The sequence below is a fragment of the Vannielia sp. SX4 genome, assembly GCF_052828525.1.
Genome location: NZ_CM128247.1, coordinates 2,925,357 through 2,943,899, shown reverse-complemented (window position 1 = coordinate 2,943,899; position 18,543 = coordinate 2,925,357). Strand labels below are relative to the sequence as shown.

The window sequence follows — 18,543 nt, the reverse complement described above, 5'->3', positions numbered from 1 at the left end:
AAACCAAATGCCGCAGGCTTCCGGACGGTTCGAGGAAACGTCTGGAGGCATCCATGCCCACTGTCGACGAGATTGCCCGCGAGATCGTTGCCCGCGAGGGCGGCTATGTGAACGACCCCGATGACCCGGGGGGCGCGACGAAGTTCGGGGTCACCATCGGTACGCTGCGCCGCCTCGGGGTGGACCTCGATGGTGACGGGCGCACCACCGTGCGCGATGTGAAACGGCTCAGCGCCGAGCAGGCGCGGGGCATCTTCATCGAGCATTACTTCAAGCGTCCGCGGATTGCCGAGCTGCCGGTGGCGCTGCACGCCAGCGTCTTCGACATGTATGTGAACGCGGGCAGTAACGCGGTGAAGATCCTGCAGCGGCTGCTGGCCCGGATGGGGCAGGCCTGCGCGGTGGATGGTGCGATTGGCCCGCAGACCATCGCCGCCGCCCGCGCCGCCTTCGAGGAGGCGCCGGACCATCTGGCGGATGCCTACGGGATCGCCCGGCGCAACTATTACTACGGCCTGGCCGATGCCCGCCCCTCCAGCCGCAAATACGCCCGCCGCCGCGATGGCGGGAAGGGTGGCTGGATCACCCGGGCGGAAGAGTTCATCAGCCCGAAATACCACCTGACAGAGGCCGAGCACCGCGCGCGGGTGGCGAAATGGGGCTGATCACCGCCATGCTCACGGCCCTCTTTGGCGGCGGGCGCAACGGGATTGCCGAGACGGTGGAGGTGTTTCGCGAGAACGCCGAAAATGCCTCGGCCCGGGCCGCCGCATATCAGGGCGCGGCGCTGGAGCAATTCGGCCGGGAGTTCATGGTCGAGCGCAAGGGATGGTTCGACCGGTTCATGGACGGGCTCAACCGCCTGCCGCGCCCGGTGCTGGCGCTGGGCACGATCTTTTTGATGCTGGCGGCGCTGGTGGACCCGATCTGGTTTGCCGCGCGGATGCAGGGGATCGCGCTGGTGCCCGAGCCGCTGTGGTGGCTGATGGGGGCAATTGTGAGCTTCTATTTCGGGGCGCGGCATCAGGTGAAGGGGCAGGAGTTTCAGCGCTCGATCGCTGCCACGGTGGCGCTGGCGCCGCAGGTGCAGGCCAACATGGCGGCGCTGTCGGCCTTGCAGGCGGGGGCAGGCGGGCAGGGCGTTCTGGCGGAGGGCGCAGAGGGCGAGAACCCGGCGCTGGACGACTGGCGCGGAGGCCGGGCGGCATGATGCCCGATACCGTCTGGGTCAGCCTGCTTACCGAGCACGGGCCGTGGGTGCTGCTCGTCTTCTTCCTGCTCTTCAAGGACCACAAGAAGGACGAGACCACCCGCGCCGCGCTGCATCGGAACACCGAGATCATCATCGAGCTGACGACGCTGATCCGGGAGCGGCTTCCGGGCCGGGGCGCAGGCGGGGGCGACAAATGAGCTGGCTCCGGGCCGCGCTGCGACGGCTGCTGCTGGGCCGCGAGATGGAGCGGGAGACCGACCGCAACCGCGCCGCCGCCGACGCGCTCGACGCGACGCTGAAGGAGATGCTGGGAAAATGACACGTGCCTTGGGGCTGATGGCCCTCATCCTGCTTGTGCTGGGCGTGCTGGCCCGGCCGCTCGGAATTGTCACCGCGCAGGATCTTGCGCGGGCGGCGCTGGTGGCGATGGCGGCGACGCTGGCAGGCACCTTCCTGTGGCTCTGGCGCGAGAAGGCGACGCCGCTGGCGCTGGCGATGACATTCAGTTGGGCCGGGGCCTCGGCGCTGCTTGGCTGGCGGGTGGCGCAGGACATGCTGGGCCACCCGGCGTGGATGGTAGAAAGCCCGCTGCTGCTCGGGGTGCTCGGCGTTTACCTCACCGGAACGTTGCTGCACGTGGAGGCGATCCGCCGGGCCTTCGGGCTGGGACAGGTGGCGCTGGTCTTCGTGCTGGGGGGCACGCTGGGCGCGGCGATGCTGGTGCTGGCGGTGCTGGGGTAGGGGGGCGAGAGACGCGGGGCGCATCGAGCGCCTCTGTCACCCGCCAGACAAAAAAGTCCCGCCGGGAAGGGCGGGACTTTGCTGTTTCGTCCGGGTCAGAAGGACCAGGAGTAACCGGCCTTGATCTGCACGTTGGAATCCCAGCCATCCATGTTGCAGGCGCCGCCGTCGAAGCCCACGGGGCCGGAACAATCGTCGCCGTTTTCATAGCTCTTGGGCGCGAAGCGGGTCATCAGAGCCTCGACGCGGATGCTGCTCTTCTCCGACATCGCGTGCTCCATGCCGAGGCCGACGACCGCACCGATGCGGGTGTCGGACATGTCGAAATCGGCGGTGTTCGGACCGGGCAGGTAGCGGTGCGACAGCTCGGAGTTGGCAATGGCCAGACCGCCGGTGGCGTAGAAAAGGCTGTTGCCCGTGGCGATACCGGCGCGGCCGCGAATGGTTGCCATGGCCTTCAGTTCGGAGGTGACCTCACGATAGCCCGGCGAGGTATCGGTCTCGCTGTTGGAGTAGAAGGCAATATCGGCGATACCACCGTAGACGAAGCTGCCGTTCTGCCAGTTCATACCGATGTGTCCGCCAAGACCGCCGCCGAGGCTGGTCAGGTCATAGGTGCCGCCATACTCGTAGTAGTCCTGATCCCAGACAGAGCCCTTGTTGGCCAGAAGCGCCACATCGACACCGTAAAAGCCGCCCGACCAGTCGTGTGTGGCCTTCGCTGCGCCGGAGCCGGTAGCGCTGCCGCCGAAGTGGTAGTTTAGCCCTGCAGTGACTTGGAGCAGGTCGGCGTGGCCGGTGTACTCTTCGCCAAGGGCGTCATCGACGCCTGCGAAGCGGGTGTAGGCCGCCTCGAGGTTCCACGACAGGTTGTTGGGCAGGAGTTGCTCGATACCGGCACCGACGGTCAGGCCGGTGTAGGTGCCGTCGAGGTCGTACTCGCCCGGGCCCCAAGTGTTGGAGATCTGGGCGCTGGTCACGCCGCCAAGGACGTACATCATGGTGTTTCCGGCCACGACGCCAGCCTTGCCGCGCAGGCTCAGCGTGCTGTCGACCGAGACATCGAAGTCGTTACCATCGGCGGTGTAGCTAGCCGACATGTTGCCGAAACCAAGCTGGGCCTCGATGCCGAAGACCGAGGACCCGCTTTGCCAGTTGTAACCGGCGGTCAGGCCGCCGAAGGCTCCGGCGGCGGTCACATCGTAGGTGCCACCGTAATAGTCATAGTCGATGTCACTCGCGCCGGGTTCGCCGATGCCATAGCCCGCGAAACCGCCGATGTAACCGCCCGAGAAGTTGGCGGGGCTACCGACGACGTCGGCCTTGCCCGGGCCGGAGAGCCCACCGCCGAGGTGGTAATTCACCGCGAAGCTGAGGGTGTGGACGGTGTCGTTGATCCGGAGCGGAAAGTCGTCGGCGTTGATGCTCACGTTCTCACCGAAGATGCTGGCGAGATACTCGGCGCCGATCGACCAGTTATCGTTGATAGCATGTTCGATCCCGAAGCCCAGGGCCAGGCCGGTCTTGCTGGCGCCAAGGTCGGGCCAACTGTCGTCGACATCGTTGAACTCGGTCCAGGACCGAGAAAACTTGCCGTGGGCCAGACCGGCGGTCAGGTAGATCGCCGTATCGTCGACCACGAGGCCGGTGCGTCCGCGGAGCGTAGCGAGAAAGTCCACCTCGTTGGGCACGTTGTCATCCGAGGCGTAGATTTTGGTTTCGGAGTTGCTAGCAGCACGGATGTCGATGACGAAACCATTGAGGCGGTTGCCAGAAACCGTATTGTAGCCTGCCTGGAAGCCGAGTTCGGCGCCGGGCGAGATGAAATCCTGGGTGTGACCATACCAGTCGTAGTCAGGGTCCTCGTAGGTGGCGACATGCTGGTTGAAGCCGAGCTGCGCGCCGACAAACCAGCCATCCCAATCAGTCGCGAGCGCGGGACTGGCTGCAGCGGTGGAGAGAGCCACGAGGGCCGTCGTTGAAAAGAGTGAAATGCGCATCTGACAATCCTTTGGTTGAAGCTATGAATTCTGGTTGAGCCAAACTTTGCGTGACCCGAAATGTTTTGGGCCTGCTGCCAAGGCGGTTGAGACGTGTGCCTGCCCGCGAATTTACCGTGACCTAACGTAACCGCAATTGATGAAATTCTCAGTCAGCTGGAGGTGGGCCCACTGTTGCGGGCACGCCACGTTTAAAGGGGCCAATGGGGTGATTGGCGCTTTCTGGAAGGCGTGAACGGTCTGGCCGCCGACCCCACATCAGGCTTTGCGGCGGCGGACCTGTTTGGGGCGGACGTGGTGCTCGATTTCGTCGTAGAGGCGGGCGACCACGTTCTTTTCGGTCGCGGCCTCGATGCCCTCGAAGCCGGGGGAGCTGTTGACCTCCAACACCTTGGGGCCGTCTTCGGAGCGCAGCAGGTCCACCCCGGCCATGCCGAGGCCGAAGGCACGGGCGGCGCGGGTGGCGGTTTCACGCTCGAGCCGGGAGATGCGCACCGTTTTGGCGGTGCCGCCCCGGTGCAGGTTGGAGCGGAAATCGCCCTCGGCTCCGGTGCGCTTCATCGAGGCGACCACCTTGCCGCCGATCACCATGCAGCGGATATCCTCGCCGGCGGCCTCCTTCACGAAGTCCTGCACGAGGAAGTTGGCGTTGAGGCCGCGGAAGGCATCGATCACCGACTCGGCGGCCTTGCGGGTTTCGGCCAGCACAACGCCCTTGCCCTGCGTGCTCTCCAGCAGCTTCACGATCAGCGGGGCGCTACCGGCGAGCGCGATCAGGTTAGCGGTGTCCTTGGGGGAGGCGGCGAAGGCGGTGTCGGGCATGGGCACCTTGGCGCGCGACATGATCTGATGCGCGTGCAGCTTGTCGCGCGAGGCGGTGATGCCGTGGGAGGGGTTCACCGAGAAGGTGCCGATGGTCTCGAACTGGCGCACGATGGCGGTGCCGTATGTGGTGACCGAGGCGCCGATGCGCGGGATCACCGCATCGTAGCGGGGCAGGCGTTTGCCGTCGTAATGCACCTCGGGGGCGAGGGTGGAGATGGCCATGTAGCAGCGGGTGGTATCGATCACCTCCACGGTATGGCCGCGTTTCTCGCCCTCTTCGACCAGCCTGCGGGTGGAATAGTTGTTCTCGCGGCTCAGCACGGCGATGCGCAGGGCGCGGGGCGGCTGGGCGGCGCGGACGGCGGGGGAATGATAGACCTCGTAATCCAGCTCGGGTTGGCAGAAGCGGTCGTTTGCGTGGATGTTGATCTCTTCGTGCAGCGCCTGCCTGCCCAGCAGCATCCGCGAGGCCATGGTGGAGCGGTCGGTGAGGGTGACCTCGATGGGCCAGGCGTGACCGGCGACCTCGAGCGGGGTTTCGATGACGTAACGCAGCTCTTTCTCGCCATTGGACGAGGTCACCTCGCGGCGGTCGGTGATGGCGGCGGAGCAGGGGATGAACAGGTCTTCGCGGCCCGGAATCGGGTGAACGGTGAAGCGCACCTTGGGCTTGGCGGCGGGGCCGAAGGTTTCGATATCGGAGGCGTGCAGCGCTGAGGTGCGCGCGCCGGTATCGACCTTGGCCTTCAGCGCGGGCAGGCCGAGGGCGGGCAGGGTGACCCATTCTTCCCAGCCGAATTGGAGGGGCGCGGTGGCGGGTGGGGTCATCGGGCTGTCCTTGGCTTTTGGCTGCATCTGTCGGATATGGGGCCCGAAGGAGACGGGCATATGACGACACCGGTGACATACGAAGTGAAGGCGCAGGACGGCAAGGCCCGATTGGGCGTGTTGACCACCCCGCGCGGCGAGATCCGCACGCCGGCCTTCATGCCTGTGGGCACGGCGGCAACCGTGAAGGCGATGATGCCGGAGAGCGTGGCGGCCACGGGGGCCGATATTTTGCTGGGCAACACCTATCACCTGATGCTGCGGCCGGGTGCGGAGCGGGTGGCGCGGCTGGGCGGCCTTCACAAGTTCATGAACTGGGACAAGCCGATCCTGACCGACTCGGGGGGGTTTCAGGTGATGAGCCTTGCCGATTTGCGCAAGCTGACCGAGGACGGCGTGACCTTTCGCAGCCATGTGGACGGGTCGAAGCATTTTCTGAGCCCGGAGACCTCGATGGAGATCCAGCGGCTGCTCGGCTCCGACATTGTGATGTGTTTCGACGAGTGCCCGGCACTGCCCGCGACGGAAGAGGCGGTGGCGGAGTCGATGCGGCTGAGCATGCGCTGGGCGGAGCGGTCTCGGGTGGCCTTTGGTGACCGGTCCGGCCACGCGCTCTTCGGCATCCAGCAGGGCGGGGTGACCGAGGAGTTGCGGGGCGAGAGCGCCGAAGCGCTGAAGGCGATCGGCTTCGATGGCTATGCGATTGGCGGGCTGGCTGTGGGCGAGGGGCAGGAGGCGATGTTCGGCGTGCTGGACTATGCGCCGGGGATGCTGCCCGAGGACAAGCCGCGCTACCTGATGGGCGTGGGCAAGCCCGATGACATCGTCGGCGCGGTCAAGCGCGGGGTGGACATGATGGATTGCGTGCTGCCCTCGCGGAGCGGGCGGACGGGGCAGGCGTGGACCCGGCGCGGGCAGGTGAACCTGAAGAACGCCCGCCATGCGGATGATCCGAGGCCGCTGGATGAGGCCTGTGGCTGCCCGGCGTGCCGTGGCTACAGCCGGGCCTATCTGCATCATGTGTACCGCGCGGGCGAGATGATCGCCGGGATGCTGCTGACGTGGCATAACCTGCATTATTATCAGGAGCTTATGCAGGGGATGCGGGCGGCGATTGCCGAGGGGCGGTTTGCCGCGTTCGAGGCGGAGTTTCACGCGCAACGGGCGGAAGGGGATATTCCGCCGGTGTGACGTGTGGCGAGGTGCGGCCGAGCGTGGGATGTCTGAGGGGGCCCTTAAGCTCGGGACTCACCAAAGCAGGAAACCTGCTTGAGCGCCCTCCACCACCTGACCCCGGGATGGCCGACGACCGTCTCCGCATCAACCGGAATAGCCGTATCCCCACATGCGTGGGGCCCCTCGGCGATTCCGGTTGACCCGGAGCCTGTCGCCGTCCCTTGGGGGGGCAGGCGACGGAGGGCTCCGAAGCAGGAACTGCGGTTGGGGCGGCGTCAGAGTTGTGCGCCGAAGCCGGGCTACTGCACGGTGACGGGGGCCTCGGCGATGGGTGTGTTGTCGCGGTCGAGCACGTATTTCACCACGTAGGCGCCGGGGGTGTCGGGCAGCTTCAGCTTGGCCGGGCTGCCCTTGGCGGTGTAGGCGTAACCGGTGTAATTGCCCCCCTCGGCGGGGAAGAGCGCGATGTAATCGCCCTTGTTGTCCGGCCCCTCCCAATCGACCAGCAGTTCCCCGCCTGCGGTGCCACCGCCTTGCGGGGTGACGCTTGCGCTGGCAGCGGTGACGGTGATCGGGCTGCGGGTGACGACCGTGTTGCCGCGGTCGAGCACATAGGCCACCTCGTAGTCGCCGGGCGTGGCGGGCATGGCAACCTGCGCCGGGCTGCCGTGGCGGGTGTAGGTGTAGCCGGTGTATTGGCTTTCGCCCGCGGGGAAGACGGCGATGTAATCGTTCTTGAAGTCCGGCCCCTGCCATTCCACCGGCACCGTGGCGCCCTGTTCGGCTGAGGCGGGCGCGGAGAGGGTGGCGGTGACGGCTGTGACCTCGACCTCGACCGAAGCGATCTCGGTATTGCCGACATCCTGCACATAGGCGATCCGGTATTTGCCGGGCGTTGCGGGCAGCGGCACCTGTGCGGGGCTGCCGTGGCGGGTGTAGGCGTAGCCGGTGTATTGGCTCTCCCCTGCGGGGAAGACGGCGATGTAATCGTTCTGGTCGTCCGGGCCGGTCCACTCCACCGCGACCGTGCCGCCCATCGGCAACTCGGCCGGAGGCGTGAGGGAGGCCGTGACAGCCGTGACCTCGACCTCGACCGAAGCAATCTCGGTGTTGCCGACATCCTGCACGTAGGCGATGCGATAGCGGCCCGGCTCGGCAGGCAGGCGCACGGCGGCGGGGCTGCCGTGACGGGTGTAGGTGTAGCCCGTGTAGCGGTCGCCGCCTGCGGGGAAGACGGCGATATAATCGTTCTGGTCATCCGGGCCGGTCCAGCCGACCTGCACGGTGCCGCCTGCGGGGAGCTCGGCGGGGGGCGTGACCGAGGCGGTGACGGCGGTGACCTCTACATCCACCGAGGCCAGCTCGGTGTTGCCCTGCCGCTGGACGTAGGCGATGCGGTAGCGGCCCGGCTCGGCGGGCAGGCGCAGCGCGGCGGGGGAGCCGTGGCGGGTGTAGGTGTAGCCGGTATATTTGGCCCCGCCCTCGGGGAAGATGGCGATGTAGTCGTTCTGATCATCCGGTCCCTGCCAGCCGACCTGTACCGTGCCACCTGCGGGCAGAGCGTCGGGCGGGGTTACGGAGGCGGTGACGGCGGTGACCTCGACCTGCGCGGTGGCGAGCACCGTATTGTCTTGCCGCATCACGTAGCGGATCTCGTAGCTGCCCGGCTCGGCGGGCATTTGCAGATCGAGCGGCGCGCCGTGGCGGGTGTAGCTGTAGGCCTCGTAGCGGTTGCCGTTGTCGCCCGGCTTGGCGATGGCGATGAAATCGTTCTGATAATCCGGGCCGGTCCAGCTGACCTGCACCTTGCCGCCGGCTGGCAGCACGGCGGGTGGGGTGACGGTGGCCTCGACCGGCGTGACCTCGATGGGAAGCGTGGCCAGCACCTTGTTGCCTTTGGCCAGCACGTAGCGCAGCTCGTAGGTGCCGGGGGTGGCGGGCATCTCAAGCTCGAGCGGAGAGCCTTCGCGGATGTAGGTGTAGTTGATCTGGTTGCCGTTGCCCGGCACGCCCACGGTGATGGTGTCGTTCTGGCCCTCGGGGCCGGTCCAGCGCACCGGGATATGGCTGCCCGCAACGGCGCTTTCGGCGGCCTCCAGCGAGGCGGGCGGGGCGTAGGGCGGCAGCTCGACGGTGACCGTCTTGCGGACCTTGCCGACGCCGACGATGGCCTCGGCGCTGGCCTCATCGGAAGGGCGCATCACGGTGACGCGGTATTCGCCCTTCTCCAACTCGGCGGTGAACCCATCGACGTTGAGCGGCCCTTCGACCAGCTCGTCACCGCGATAGAGATCCCAGACCAGCGGGTCGGAGATGCGGGGGCCGTGCTTGCCATCGATCGCCTGAAAGCGGATCTGGACCAGCGGGTCCGGGAAGATGACCGTGACCGTCTGCTTACCGGGCTTCACAGTGAAGCTGGCCTCGCGGGCCATGTCGTCTGACGGGCGGGTGGCGGTGACCTGATAGGCGCCCTCTTCAAGGCTCACGGTGGGAGCGGCCTCGAGCGTGGTGGTGCCGACGGGCGTGCCCTCCTGGCTGATCTCCCAGGCCAGCGGCTCGGAAATGAAGGGGCCGCCCTCGCCAGCGGTGGCGCGGAAGCGGACCTCATGGGTGACAGCCACCGGCTCCGGCTCGGGCTCTTCCTCGACATCGACCACGGCGACCATGGCATCGGCCAGCTCGGCGGCATTGGAGGCCTCGATGAACTGGCCGCCGGTTTCATCGGCGATGCACTGCATCTGGCGCAGGGCCTCGGCCTCGGACACGTCGAAGCCGACGACATGGGCGGTGAAATCCACGCCCGCCTGCTCCAGCGCGGCGGCGGCGGCACAGGGATCGGGATCGCAGGTTTCGATGCCGTCGGAGACGAGGATGACGGTCGCCTTCTCCTCGGTGTACTTCAGCGCCTCGGCGGCCTGACGAACGGCCTCTGTCATCGGGGTTTTGCCCTTGGGGCTGACCGCGTTCACCGCGCTCTGGATGGCGGATTTGGTGCCGGTGCCGGGCTGAACCACGGTTTCGATATCGGCGCAGTCGCCCTTGCGGCGGTGGCCGTAAAGGGTGAGCCCCAGCTCCTGACTGTCGGGCAGGCCGCCCAGCACGGTGCCGACGACCTCCTGCGCGATGGTGATCTTGGCCTTGCCGTCGATCTGGCCCCACATCGAGCCGGACCCATCCATCACCAGAATCGCCCGGGGGCGCTCCTGGGCCAGGGCGGCGGTTGCAAAGAGCGTGCAAAGGCAAAGGGTTAGCGCGCGAAGCATGGGAAAACCTCTTGGATCAAAAATGACTTACGCAAAGTAAAACACGGCAGCTGCGCGGCGGCAAATTGACCTTGGGCCGGGATGGGGCGACAAGCGGGCATGACCCAGGCTCCCGAAAAGACGAACTGGCCGCTGGTGGCCCTGCTCTATGCGCTGGGGCTGCTGGCCGCCGGGCATTTTGCCAAGGCCGCGCTGACCCTTGGCGCGCTGGCGGAGCGCTACCCGGAAGCGGGCGGGGTGCTGCCCTTCGCGGTGTCGATGACCAGCGTGGCGGGCATTGCCTTTGGCGCGACGGCGGGGATCGTGGTGGCGCGGTTCGGGGCGCGGCGGGTGTTGCTGGCGGCGGTCGTCGCGGGCGTGGCGCTGGGCGCGGCGGAGGCGCTGCTGCCGGCTTTCGGGCTCTTCATGGCGCTGCGGCTGGCGGAGGGGTTTGCGCACCTTGCCATTGTTGTCGCCGCGCCGACGCTGATGGCGGCAAGCTGCACGGCGGGGCATCGTGGCGCCGTCATGGGGCTTTGGGGCACCTTCTTCGGGGTCGGCTTTGCGCTCTTCTCACTGGTGGAAAGCCTAGCGGGAACAGGGCTTTACTGGGTACATGCGGCGCTGTTGGCGGCGGTCGGCGCGGCGATTGCACCGATTCTGCCGCGCGGCGTGGGCCGGGGCGGGGCCACGGCGGAGGGCTGGCTGGCGCGGCATGTGGCGATCTACACCAGCGCCCGCAGGTTCGCCCCGGCGCTGATGTTCTTCTGGCACGCGCTGATGTTCATGTCGCTCATCACCTTCCTGCCGGAGTTCCTTGGCGGCTGGACGGCGCCGCTGCTGCCGCTGGTCGCGCTGGTGGGCACCTTCTGGGCCGGGGCGGCGACCCGCTCCATCGCGCCGCAGCGGTTGGCACTGGTGGCCTTTGCGGCAGGGGCGGCGCTGATGGTGCTGTTCCTCCTGCTGCCGGGGCTGCGGCTGGCGATTGCACTGCCGATGCTGTTGGCCTTCGGCGCGGTGCCGGGGGCGGCCTTTGCCTCGGCGCCGCTGCTCAACCCCGACCCGGCCGACACGGCGCGGGCCAACGGGGCGATTGCGCAGTTCGGCAACATCGGCACGGCGCTCACCATCCCGCTTTTCACCCTCGCGCTGGGCGAAGGCCTGGGCGGGATGGCGGCCCTGGTCGTGGTGCTCTCGCTCGCCGGGATGGCGGCGGTTTCGGTGATCTTCGCCCGCGTCAGCCCTCCGGCGGAAGCAGGGTGATGGTGGTTTTCGCGGCCCGGCGGCGGAGCGCGTAAACCTCTGCAAATTCAGGGTCTTCCGCCCATGCACGGGCGGCCTCGGCGGAGGGGAAGCTGAGCAGCACCGAGGCAGGCGGGCCGCCGCCATTGTCTTCCAGCACCTCGCAGTCCGGGCCTCCGGCGATCATCTCTCCGCCGTGTTTGGCCACCGGCTCGAAGCCGCGCGCGCGGTATTGCTGCATCAGCTCCGGGTCGGTCACCTCGAGCTGGACGGTCACGTAATGGGGCATGGTCTCTCCTTTCGTTTTGCGGAGATTGCCGCTTGGCACGGCTTTGCAAAATTGCTCGGATCGGCAAGGGGCCTGTGCAAGAATGCAAAGGCTGGAACATGGCAAGACGTGGGAGACTGGCCGGATGCTGGAGTGGAACGACCTCAGGCTGGTGTTGGAACTGGCCCGCGCCGGGAGCCTCTCGGGCGCGGCGCGGGTGCTGGGGGTGAACCACGGCACGGTCTCGCGCCAGCTTGCGCGGCTGGAGGCGCGCAGCGGCACGCGGTTTTTCGAGCGGCTGCCCGAGGGCGTGCGGCCCACCGCGGAGGGGGCCACCGTGGCCACGCGGGCCGAGGCGATGGAGGCCGAGGCGATTGCGCTCGACCTCGAACTGGCCGCCCGCACGGGCGAGGGCGGCGTGCTGCGCGTCACGATCCCGCCGCTGCTGGCCGATGCGCGCTTTGCCGAGGATATTGCGCTCTGGCAGGCCGAGCACCCCGCCGTTGAACTGCATATCCTCGGCGACAACCGCATCCTTGATCTGCACCGGCGCGAGGCGGATGTGGCGATCCGGGTGAGCCACGCCCCTGCCGAGAGCCTCTGGGGCCGGAAGATAACCGACCAGCGTGCCGGGCTTTATGCCAGTGAAGGGTTTCTGAACCGTTACCGCGCGGCGCTGGAGGGGACGGGCGCGCTGCCGGTGGTGGGCTTCACGGCCTGGGAGGAGCCGGTGGCCAAGAGCATCCGGTCGCGCTTTGCCAATGCCACGCTGGCCGCACTGTGTGACGATATGGTCGCCGCCGAAAGCCTTGTGCGCCAAGGGATCGGGCTGACCCGGATGCCCTGTTTCATGGGCGGTCGCGGCTTGGTGCGGGTGCCCGGCACGCCGCTGGTGCCCTACATGCCCATCTGGGCGCTGACCCACCCCGACCTGCGCAATGCGCCGCTTGTGGCGGGCTTTCTCCGGTTCATCGCTGGTCGATTTTCGGGCCGTTCGGCGCATTACCTCGGCAGCGATTGACGCGCTGTCAGCATGTTTACGGTATGTTCTCATTTTTGTGTTGGCGTGGCGCGGGCGCTGCACTATCTCTTGGCCTTGTGAACCGCCGGGGGTGACATGGCCGAGTTGAAGCATATCGAGGTGCGCGGCGCGCGCGAGCATAACCTCAAGGGGATCGACGTGGACATTCCACGCGACGAACTTGTGGTGATCACCGGGCTCTCGGGCTCCGGCAAGTCGAGCCTTGCGTTTGATACGATCTACGCCGAGGGGCAGCGCCGCTATGTCGAAAGCCTGAGCGCTTATGCCCGGCAATTCCTTGATATGATGGAAAAACCTGATGTCGATCACATCAGCGGCCTGTCTCCGGCGATCTCCATCGAGCAGAAGACGACGAGCAAGAACCCCCGCTCGACCGTCGGCACGGTGACGGAGATTTACGACTACCTGCGCCTGCTTTTTGCACGGGCTGGAACGCCCTATAGCCCCGCCACGGGCCTGCCGATCGAAGCGCAGCAGGTGCAGGATATGGTGGACCGTGTGATGACGATGGAGGAGGGCACGCGGGCCTACCTGCTGGCCCCCATCGTGCGTGACCGGAAGGGGGAATATCGCAAGGAATTTCTGGAGCTTAGGAAACAGGGTTTCCAGCGGGTGAAGGTGGATGGCGCCTTTCACGAGCTGGATGACGCGCCCAAGCTCGACAAGAAATACCGCCACGATATCGACGTGGTGGTGGACCGGATCGTGGTGAAGGAAGGGATCGAGACGCGGCTGGCGGATTCGTTCCGCACGGCGCTCGACCTGGCGCAGGGGATCGCCATTTTGGAGACGGCGGTGGCCGCCGACGAAGAGCCAGAGCGGATCACCTTCTCCGAGAATTTTGCCTGCCCTGTCAGTGGGTTCACCATCCCCGAGATCGAGCCGCGGCTGTTCTCGTTCAACGCGCCTTTCGGGGCCTGCCCGGAGTGCGACGGCCTTGGGGTGGAGCTGTTCTTTGACGAGCGGCTCGTGGTGCCCGATCAGGCGCTGAAGATCGCCGATGGTGCGTTGGCGCCGTGGAGAAAGGGCAAGAGCCCGTATTTTCTTCAGACAATTCAGGCGATTGCGAAGCACTACGAGTTCGACAAGAACGCGCGGTGGAAGGATCTGCCCGCCCATGTGCAGCAAGTCTTTCTCTACGGATCGGGCGAGGAAGAGATCAAGTTCCGCTATGACGAGGGCGGGCGGGTTTATGAAATTTCGCGCCCGTTTGAAGGGGTTATCCCCAATATGGAGCGGCGCTATCGGGAGACCGACAGCAACTGGATCCGCGAAGAGTTCGAGCGGTTTCAGAACAACCGGCCTTGCGGGGCCTGCAACGGCTACCGGCTGAGGGAAGAGGCGCTGGCGGTGAAGATCGCGGGCGACCACGTGGGGCAGGTTGTGCAGAAGTCGATCCGCGAGGCGCTGGCCTGGATCGACGCGGCGCCGGAGAGCCTGACCAAGCAGAAGAACGAGATCGCTCGGGCCATTCTGAAGGAGATCCGTGAGCGGCTCGGGTTCTTGAATAACGTGGGATTGGAATACCTTACGCTGTCACGTTCAAGTGGAACATTGAGTGGCGGCGAGAGCCAGCGGATCCGGCTCGCCAGCCAGATCGGCTCTGGCCTGACGGGTGTGCTCTATGTGCTCGACGAGCCCTCCATCGGGTTGCACCAGCGCGACAACGGCCGCCTGCTGGAGACGCTGAAAAACCTGCGGGACCAAGGCAACACCGTGATCGTGGTGGAGCACGACGAAGAGGCCATCCGCGAGGCGGATTACGTGTTCGACATCGGGCCGGGCGCGGGCGTGCATGGCGGCGAGGTGGTGGCCCACGGGACGCCTGCGGAGATTGCCGCGAATCCGAAGTCTGTTACCGGGGAGTATCTCAGCGGAAAGCGAGAAATTCCTGTGCCCACCGAACGCCGCAAGGGGAACAAGAAAAAGCTGACGGTGAAGAAGGCCAGCGGCAACAACCTCAAGGACGTGACCGTGGACTTCCCTCTTGGGAAATTCGTTTGCGTTTCGGGGGTTAGCGGGGGCGGGAAGTCGACCCTGACGATCGAGACCCTGTTCAAGACCGCCTCGATGCGGCTCAATGGGGCACGGCAGACGCCTGCACCCTGCGAGACGATCAAGGGGCTGGAGCTGCTGGACAAGGTGATCGACATCGACCAGCGGCCCATCGGGCGGACTCCGCGAAGCAATCCAGCGACTTACACCGGGGCCTTCACCCCGATCCGCGACTGGTTCGCCGGGCTGCCGGAGGCGAAGGCGCGGGGCTACAAGCCGGGGCGGTTCAGCTTCAACGTCAAGGGGGGGCGCTGCGAGGCCTGTCAGGGCGATGGTGTGATCAAGATCGAGATGCACTTTTTGCCCGATGTCTATGTGACCTGCGAGACCTGTCAGGGCGCGCGCTACAACCGCGAGACGCTGGAAATTCGGTTCAAAGGCAAGAGCATTGCGGATGTTCTTGATATGACCGTGGAGGATGCTCAAGAGTTCTTCAAGGCGGTGCCGAGCATCCGGGAGAAGATGGATGCGCTCTGCCGTGTGGGGCTTGGCTACATCAAGGTGGGCCAGCAGGCGACGACGCTTTCGGGCGGTGAGGCGCAGCGGGTGAAGCTCTCGAAGGAACTGAGCAAGCGGTCAACCGGGCGAACGCTCTACATTCTCGATGAGCCAACCACGGGGCTGCACTTTGAAGATGTGCGCAAGCTGTTGGAAGTGCTGCATGAATTGGTGGATCAGGGGAACTCGGTGGTGGTGATCGAGCACAACCTCGATGTGATCAAGACCGCCGACCATATCATCGATATCGGCCCCGAGGGCGGCGATGGCGGGGGTACGGTGGTGGCCACGGGCACGCCAGAAGAGGTGGCCGAAGTGGAGGCCAGCCACACCGGGCGGTATCTTAAGGAGATGCTCGGAGCGCGGAAGGTGGCCGCGGAATAGGCGGGGCACATCCGATGCACAACTGATGCACATTCCATACATACGCGGTTTTCGCACATGAAATACGAAAGCTGGCGTTAATGTGTGTGTGCGCTGCATTAGGGAGTGGGCAGGCAGTTTTCCTGCCCATCCCAACGGTGATCAGAAGAAGGCGCGGTTGGTCTGGCCGGTCACATCCTCGAGCACGGTGCGGGTGTCATAGTCGGCGCGCACCACGCGGCCCTCGACCCGGAAGTAGACCCAGCCGTCCTGGGCCGGGGGCAGGCCGAAGTATTCGCTGTTCATCAGCATCATGTAATCCCACGGCAGCGGCTCACCGATGGCGACCGGCAGGCGGCTGCCGCCTGGAGCGGCGTGGACGAAGCGGGCCGTGGTTTCGCACTTGGAGCCTTCAACCTGAATCCGGCAGGCGGATTTTGCGGCCTCGGCGGAGGTAAGCAGTGCGGCGGCAGCGAGCAGGAGGCCGGAGGCAAGAGGGCGAGCGGATCGGGTCAGCGCGGCAGGGCCGGCGCCGGTGTGGGGCAGCTGGGTCATCGGGGTGTCCGTTTTGAGCGTTGGTTACCTTGGTAACGCTCCGGTGAGCGGCAAGGTTCCGCCGAGCCGGCATTTTGGCGCGGGTGGGGCGGAACTCGCCGGTGGACGGGATGGCCCGAGAGGGGCCGCCGGTCAGCCGGTGCCGGTGCGGATGTTATTCTGGATGTAGGGCCAGAGATCGCCGCTGGTGGGCTCGCCGGCGACATACCAGTCTTCGACGATGGAGGCCTGCTGCTCGGCGTTGTAGGTCGAGAAGGACTGGCCGGGCGTGTAGTCGTAGGCCGCGTTGCGGGACTGGCCCTTGATCATGCCGGAGCACTGGTGGGTGATCGAGTTCAGCACGTAGGTGGTGGAGGACCAGCTGTTGTGGCCCTGCCAGACGTGGCAGGTTTCATGCACCAGCAACTCCTTGGTGTCGTCATTGGCCATCATGTCGGGATAGGCGGCGCCGACGTTCATGATGTAGCCAAGGTTGATGATGCCTGCGGCTTGGCTGACGGACCGCAGCGCGTTTGTGATGTCGGTGAAGCCGGAGCCGGTGGCGTTGCGCATGGAGGTGAACCAGCTCATCCCCGGGATCTGCAGCACGAGCGAGTCGAGCGCGGCCCCGAAGGCGCCGGGGATGGTGGCGGCGCTGATCAGCGAGGTCGGGATGGTGAAGGGTGCGCCGCCGCCGCCGAGGGCGTCGGTCAGGATGATGCGGTAGCGGCTGGGCAGGGTGCTTCCGTAGACCCGTTCGACGAGTTCACGTTCGGGCGTTGTCATCAGCCGCGCGGCACTGGGCATTTGCATGGGTTCGATCCTTGAGAAAAGCATTCTGGAAATACCGGTCAGTCTGCCAAAGCAGGGCTGACCGGGCAAGGATCGCGGGTGTGGCGGCGCGGGAATTCACGCCCTTTAAACGGCTCAGACCGGGTGGCGCGCCTCGGGGACGGCGCGGAGCCAGTAGCTGCGCACGAGGGCCGCGAGGGTCGCCAGCGCGCCGAGGGCGGCCAGCAGGGCGACATCGGTATGGGTGGCCCAGTCCTTGACCGCGATGGCGGCCAGCGCCCAGGCCAGAGCGAGCGCGTAAGTGGCGTGGGGGCGGAGGGTGAGCAGCACGGTCAGGCCCACGACAAGCGCGCCGGTGATGCAGGCGATGGCCCATGCCGTCTCGCCCATCAGGAGGCCATAGCCCGCCCCGGTGATGCCGAGTGAAGCGAAGCTGGCGGCGGTGAGCCAGCCCGCAAAGAGGCCGATGGGGGCGCCGAGCAGCCAGCTGTCATGCTGGGGGGCGCGGGCGGCGGCGCCGAGGGCGAGGATGAGCATGGCGAAGATCAACACGGTGGCCCAGATGGGCGAGAGCGTGGCTGTCCAGAGCCAGAAGGTGCCGAGGGCCAGCGCGCCGAAGAGCGGCCAGCGCGGCTTGTCCCATTTCGGGTCCAGACCCCGGGCGACGAGGCCGAAGAGGGCGGAGAGGATGAGCCAGGCGTAGATCAGCCCCCAGATGGAGAAGGCCCAGCCGGCAGGTTGCACGGGCGGGTCGATTTGCGGGACGGGGAAGAGCGCAGGGTCGTAGCCCGCGAAGCTCGTCACGAAGAAGGGCGAGGCGGCGAAGGTCACGGTCGTGATCAGCACGAGCAGGGATTTGATGCGTTCCATGACATATGAACGCGCGAGGGGCGCGACGGGTTTCACCGCCACGCCCCGCGAGATGCGCTTTTGGGGCGCAATCAGTTGGCGATGGCATCCACCGCGCGGATCAGGTCGAGCACCTCGGCGGTGTCTTCGTCGATCCGGACCAGCACGCCATCATAGACGGCATAGCGCGAGCCACGGGGGGCGGGCTCGAGGCCGTATTGCCACGGGCGGACGATGACGTAATCGTTGCGGTCCAGCCGCGAGCCAACGTTGATCCGGTAGTGCCGGTCGTCATCTGCCCTTACGCGCTTTTTGGCTTGGCCGGGGGGCACGCAGGCGGGGCTTTTCTTGGCGAGGCCGGGCGGGCAGCCGCGCACGACCTGTTCGGTGCGGTGCTTCTGCTTGGCGTGGCCTTTGCCGTTTCCTTTGCCCTGTGCAAGCACCGGGCTTCCGACCGCCAGGCAGATCGCCGTGGCGGCCGCTGTGATTTGGGTCAGACGGGACATCTCGTTACCTTTCCAGCGTTACATCCCTTGCGGGTTCGCTCAAATAACCCGTGGCCTCGGGGGGAGTTTCATCACGGTGGTTTGAGGTGCGGGCTGTGGCGCGAAAGAGACGCAGCGTCAGTTGCGTTTCATCGCGCAGGTATTGATGCCGAGCAGGCTGTAGGGCGGGCAATAGCCGATGGCGGCGGTGCCGAGCATCACGAGGCCGACGATCCCGGCGATCCAGGCCCAGGCCCCGTTGAGGGCGGTGAAGGCGAGCACCAGCAGGACGATGCCTGCGGCGAGGCGGATGAGACGGTCGATCCGGCCGACGTTTTGAGTGAACATGAGGGGCCTCCCGGCGCTGTTACATTCTAAGTTTAGAATATG

The 18,543-nt window shown here is 66.2% G+C and carries 18 protein-coding genes; 9 read left to right on the top strand and 9 right to left on the bottom strand.

What is annotated here, in order from left to right; translation table 11 throughout:
- Positions 1–53: 53 nt before the first annotated feature.
- Genes ACUXVX_RS14565 through ACUXVX_RS14545 form a run of 5 tightly spaced genes read left to right on the top strand, consistent with a single transcriptional unit; the run spans position 54 to position 1,954 of the window.
- Complete coding sequence (locus ACUXVX_RS14565; protein ID WP_446308858.1) at positions 54–665, top strand: holin-associated N-acetylmuramidase; 612 nt, start codon at positions 54–56, stop codon at positions 663–665.
- Positions 656–1,210, top strand: a complete 555-nt coding sequence (locus ACUXVX_RS14560; RefSeq protein ID WP_446308857.1) for a holin family protein — start codon at positions 656–658, stop codon at positions 1,208–1,210. Before ACUXVX_RS14565 ends, ACUXVX_RS14560 begins: the two co-directional genes overlap by 10 nt.
- A complete protein-coding gene (locus tag ACUXVX_RS14555) occupies positions 1,207–1,410 on the top strand; it encodes a hypothetical protein (RefSeq protein WP_261384592.1) in 204 nt (67 codons plus the stop codon). The genes ACUXVX_RS14560 and ACUXVX_RS14555 overlap by 4 nt, the downstream gene beginning before the upstream one ends.
- Positions 1,407–1,532, top strand: a complete 126-nt coding sequence (locus tag ACUXVX_RS14550; protein ID WP_446308856.1) for a hypothetical protein — start codon at positions 1,407–1,409, stop codon at positions 1,530–1,532. Before ACUXVX_RS14555 ends, ACUXVX_RS14550 begins: the two co-directional genes overlap by 4 nt.
- On the top strand, positions 1,529–1,954 hold the full coding sequence (locus ACUXVX_RS14545; protein ID WP_222493782.1) for a hypothetical protein: 426 nt from the start codon (positions 1,529–1,531) through the stop codon (positions 1,952–1,954). Before ACUXVX_RS14550 ends, ACUXVX_RS14545 begins: the two co-directional genes overlap by 4 nt.
- A 95-nt stretch (positions 1,955–2,049) precedes the next feature.
- On the opposite strand, the gene ACUXVX_RS14540 is transcribed toward ACUXVX_RS14545, so the two are convergent.
- Entirely contained in the window at positions 2,050–3,954 is a 1,905-nt protein-coding gene (locus ACUXVX_RS14540) for an outer membrane protein (RefSeq protein WP_446308855.1), read from the bottom strand.
- Positions 3,955–4,212: 258 nt separating this feature from the next.
- Positions 4,213–5,607: a 30S ribosomal protein S6--L-glutamate ligase gene (rimK, locus tag ACUXVX_RS14535; RefSeq protein ID WP_446308854.1), complete on the bottom strand. Its 1,395-nt coding sequence runs from the start codon at positions 5,605–5,607 to the stop codon at positions 4,213–4,215.
- Between the two features lie 60 nt (positions 5,608–5,667).
- On the opposite strand from rimK, the gene tgt reads away from it, so the two are divergent.
- Positions 5,668–6,798, top strand: a complete 1,131-nt coding sequence (gene tgt / locus ACUXVX_RS14530) for a tRNA guanosine(34) transglycosylase Tgt (protein ID WP_446308853.1) — start codon at positions 5,668–5,670, stop codon at positions 6,796–6,798.
- A 284-nt stretch (positions 6,799–7,082) separates the two neighbouring features.
- Here tgt and ACUXVX_RS14525 read toward each other — a convergent pair whose 3' ends face one another.
- Entirely contained in the window at positions 7,083–10,046 is a 2,964-nt protein-coding gene (locus tag ACUXVX_RS14525) for a VWA domain-containing protein (protein WP_446308852.1), read from the bottom strand.
- Positions 10,047–10,145: 99 nt separating this feature from the next.
- Between ACUXVX_RS14525 and ACUXVX_RS14520 the strand changes: the two genes are divergently transcribed.
- Positions 10,146–11,288 carry an MFS transporter gene (locus ACUXVX_RS14520; RefSeq protein ID WP_446308851.1) on the top strand — a complete coding sequence of 381 codons (1,143 nt, stop codon included), beginning with the start codon at positions 10,146–10,148 and terminating at the stop codon, positions 11,286–11,288.
- Here the strand turns inward: ACUXVX_RS14520 and ACUXVX_RS14515 are convergent.
- Complete coding sequence (locus tag ACUXVX_RS14515; RefSeq protein WP_446308850.1) at positions 11,263–11,556, bottom strand: DUF1330 domain-containing protein; 294 nt, start codon at positions 11,554–11,556, stop codon at positions 11,263–11,265. The two genes, ACUXVX_RS14520 and ACUXVX_RS14515, sit on opposite strands and share 26 nt — an antisense overlap.
- 82 nt (positions 11,557–11,638) lie before the next feature.
- Between ACUXVX_RS14515 and ACUXVX_RS14510 the strand changes: the two genes are divergently transcribed.
- Together ACUXVX_RS14510 and uvrA are read left to right on the top strand one after the other, a co-directional pair.
- Positions 11,639–12,556, top strand: coding sequence for a LysR family transcriptional regulator (locus ACUXVX_RS14510; protein WP_446308849.1), 918 nt, complete (start codon positions 11,639–11,641; stop codon positions 12,554–12,556).
- 96 nt (positions 12,557–12,652) lie between these two features.
- Complete coding sequence (uvrA, locus tag ACUXVX_RS14505; RefSeq protein ID WP_446308848.1) at positions 12,653–15,514, top strand: excinuclease ABC subunit UvrA; 2,862 nt, start codon at positions 12,653–12,655, stop codon at positions 15,512–15,514.
- Between the two features lie 141 nt (positions 15,515–15,655).
- Here uvrA and ACUXVX_RS14500 read toward each other — a convergent pair whose 3' ends face one another.
- The 5 genes from ACUXVX_RS14500 to ACUXVX_RS14480 all read right to left on the bottom strand — a co-directional run bounded on the left by ACUXVX_RS14500 (position 15,656) and on the right by ACUXVX_RS14480 (position 18,501).
- On the bottom strand, positions 15,656–16,048 hold the full coding sequence (locus tag ACUXVX_RS14500; protein WP_446308847.1) for a hypothetical protein: 393 nt from the start codon (positions 16,046–16,048) through the stop codon (positions 15,656–15,658).
- 132 nt (positions 16,049–16,180) lie between these two features.
- Positions 16,181–16,840 carry a hypothetical protein gene (locus ACUXVX_RS14495; protein WP_446308846.1) on the bottom strand — a complete coding sequence of 220 codons (660 nt, stop codon included), beginning with the start codon at positions 16,838–16,840 and terminating at the stop codon, positions 16,181–16,183.
- Positions 16,841–16,954: 114 nt separating this feature from the next.
- The gene (locus tag ACUXVX_RS14490) at positions 16,955–17,689 is read right to left on the bottom strand and encodes a hypothetical protein (protein ID WP_446308845.1); all 735 of its coding nucleotides are present in this window, start codon (positions 17,687–17,689) and stop codon (positions 16,955–16,957) included.
- 71 nt (positions 17,690–17,760) lie between these two features.
- On the bottom strand, positions 17,761–18,174 hold the full coding sequence (locus ACUXVX_RS14485; protein ID WP_446308844.1) for a hypothetical protein: 414 nt from the start codon (positions 18,172–18,174) through the stop codon (positions 17,761–17,763).
- A gap of 117 nt (positions 18,175–18,291) precedes the next feature.
- Positions 18,292–18,501 (bottom strand): YgaP family membrane protein, encoded by a 210-nt coding sequence (locus tag ACUXVX_RS14480; protein ID WP_446308843.1) that lies wholly within the window; start codon positions 18,499–18,501, stop codon positions 18,292–18,294.
- Positions 18,502–18,543: the final 42 nt, after the last annotated feature.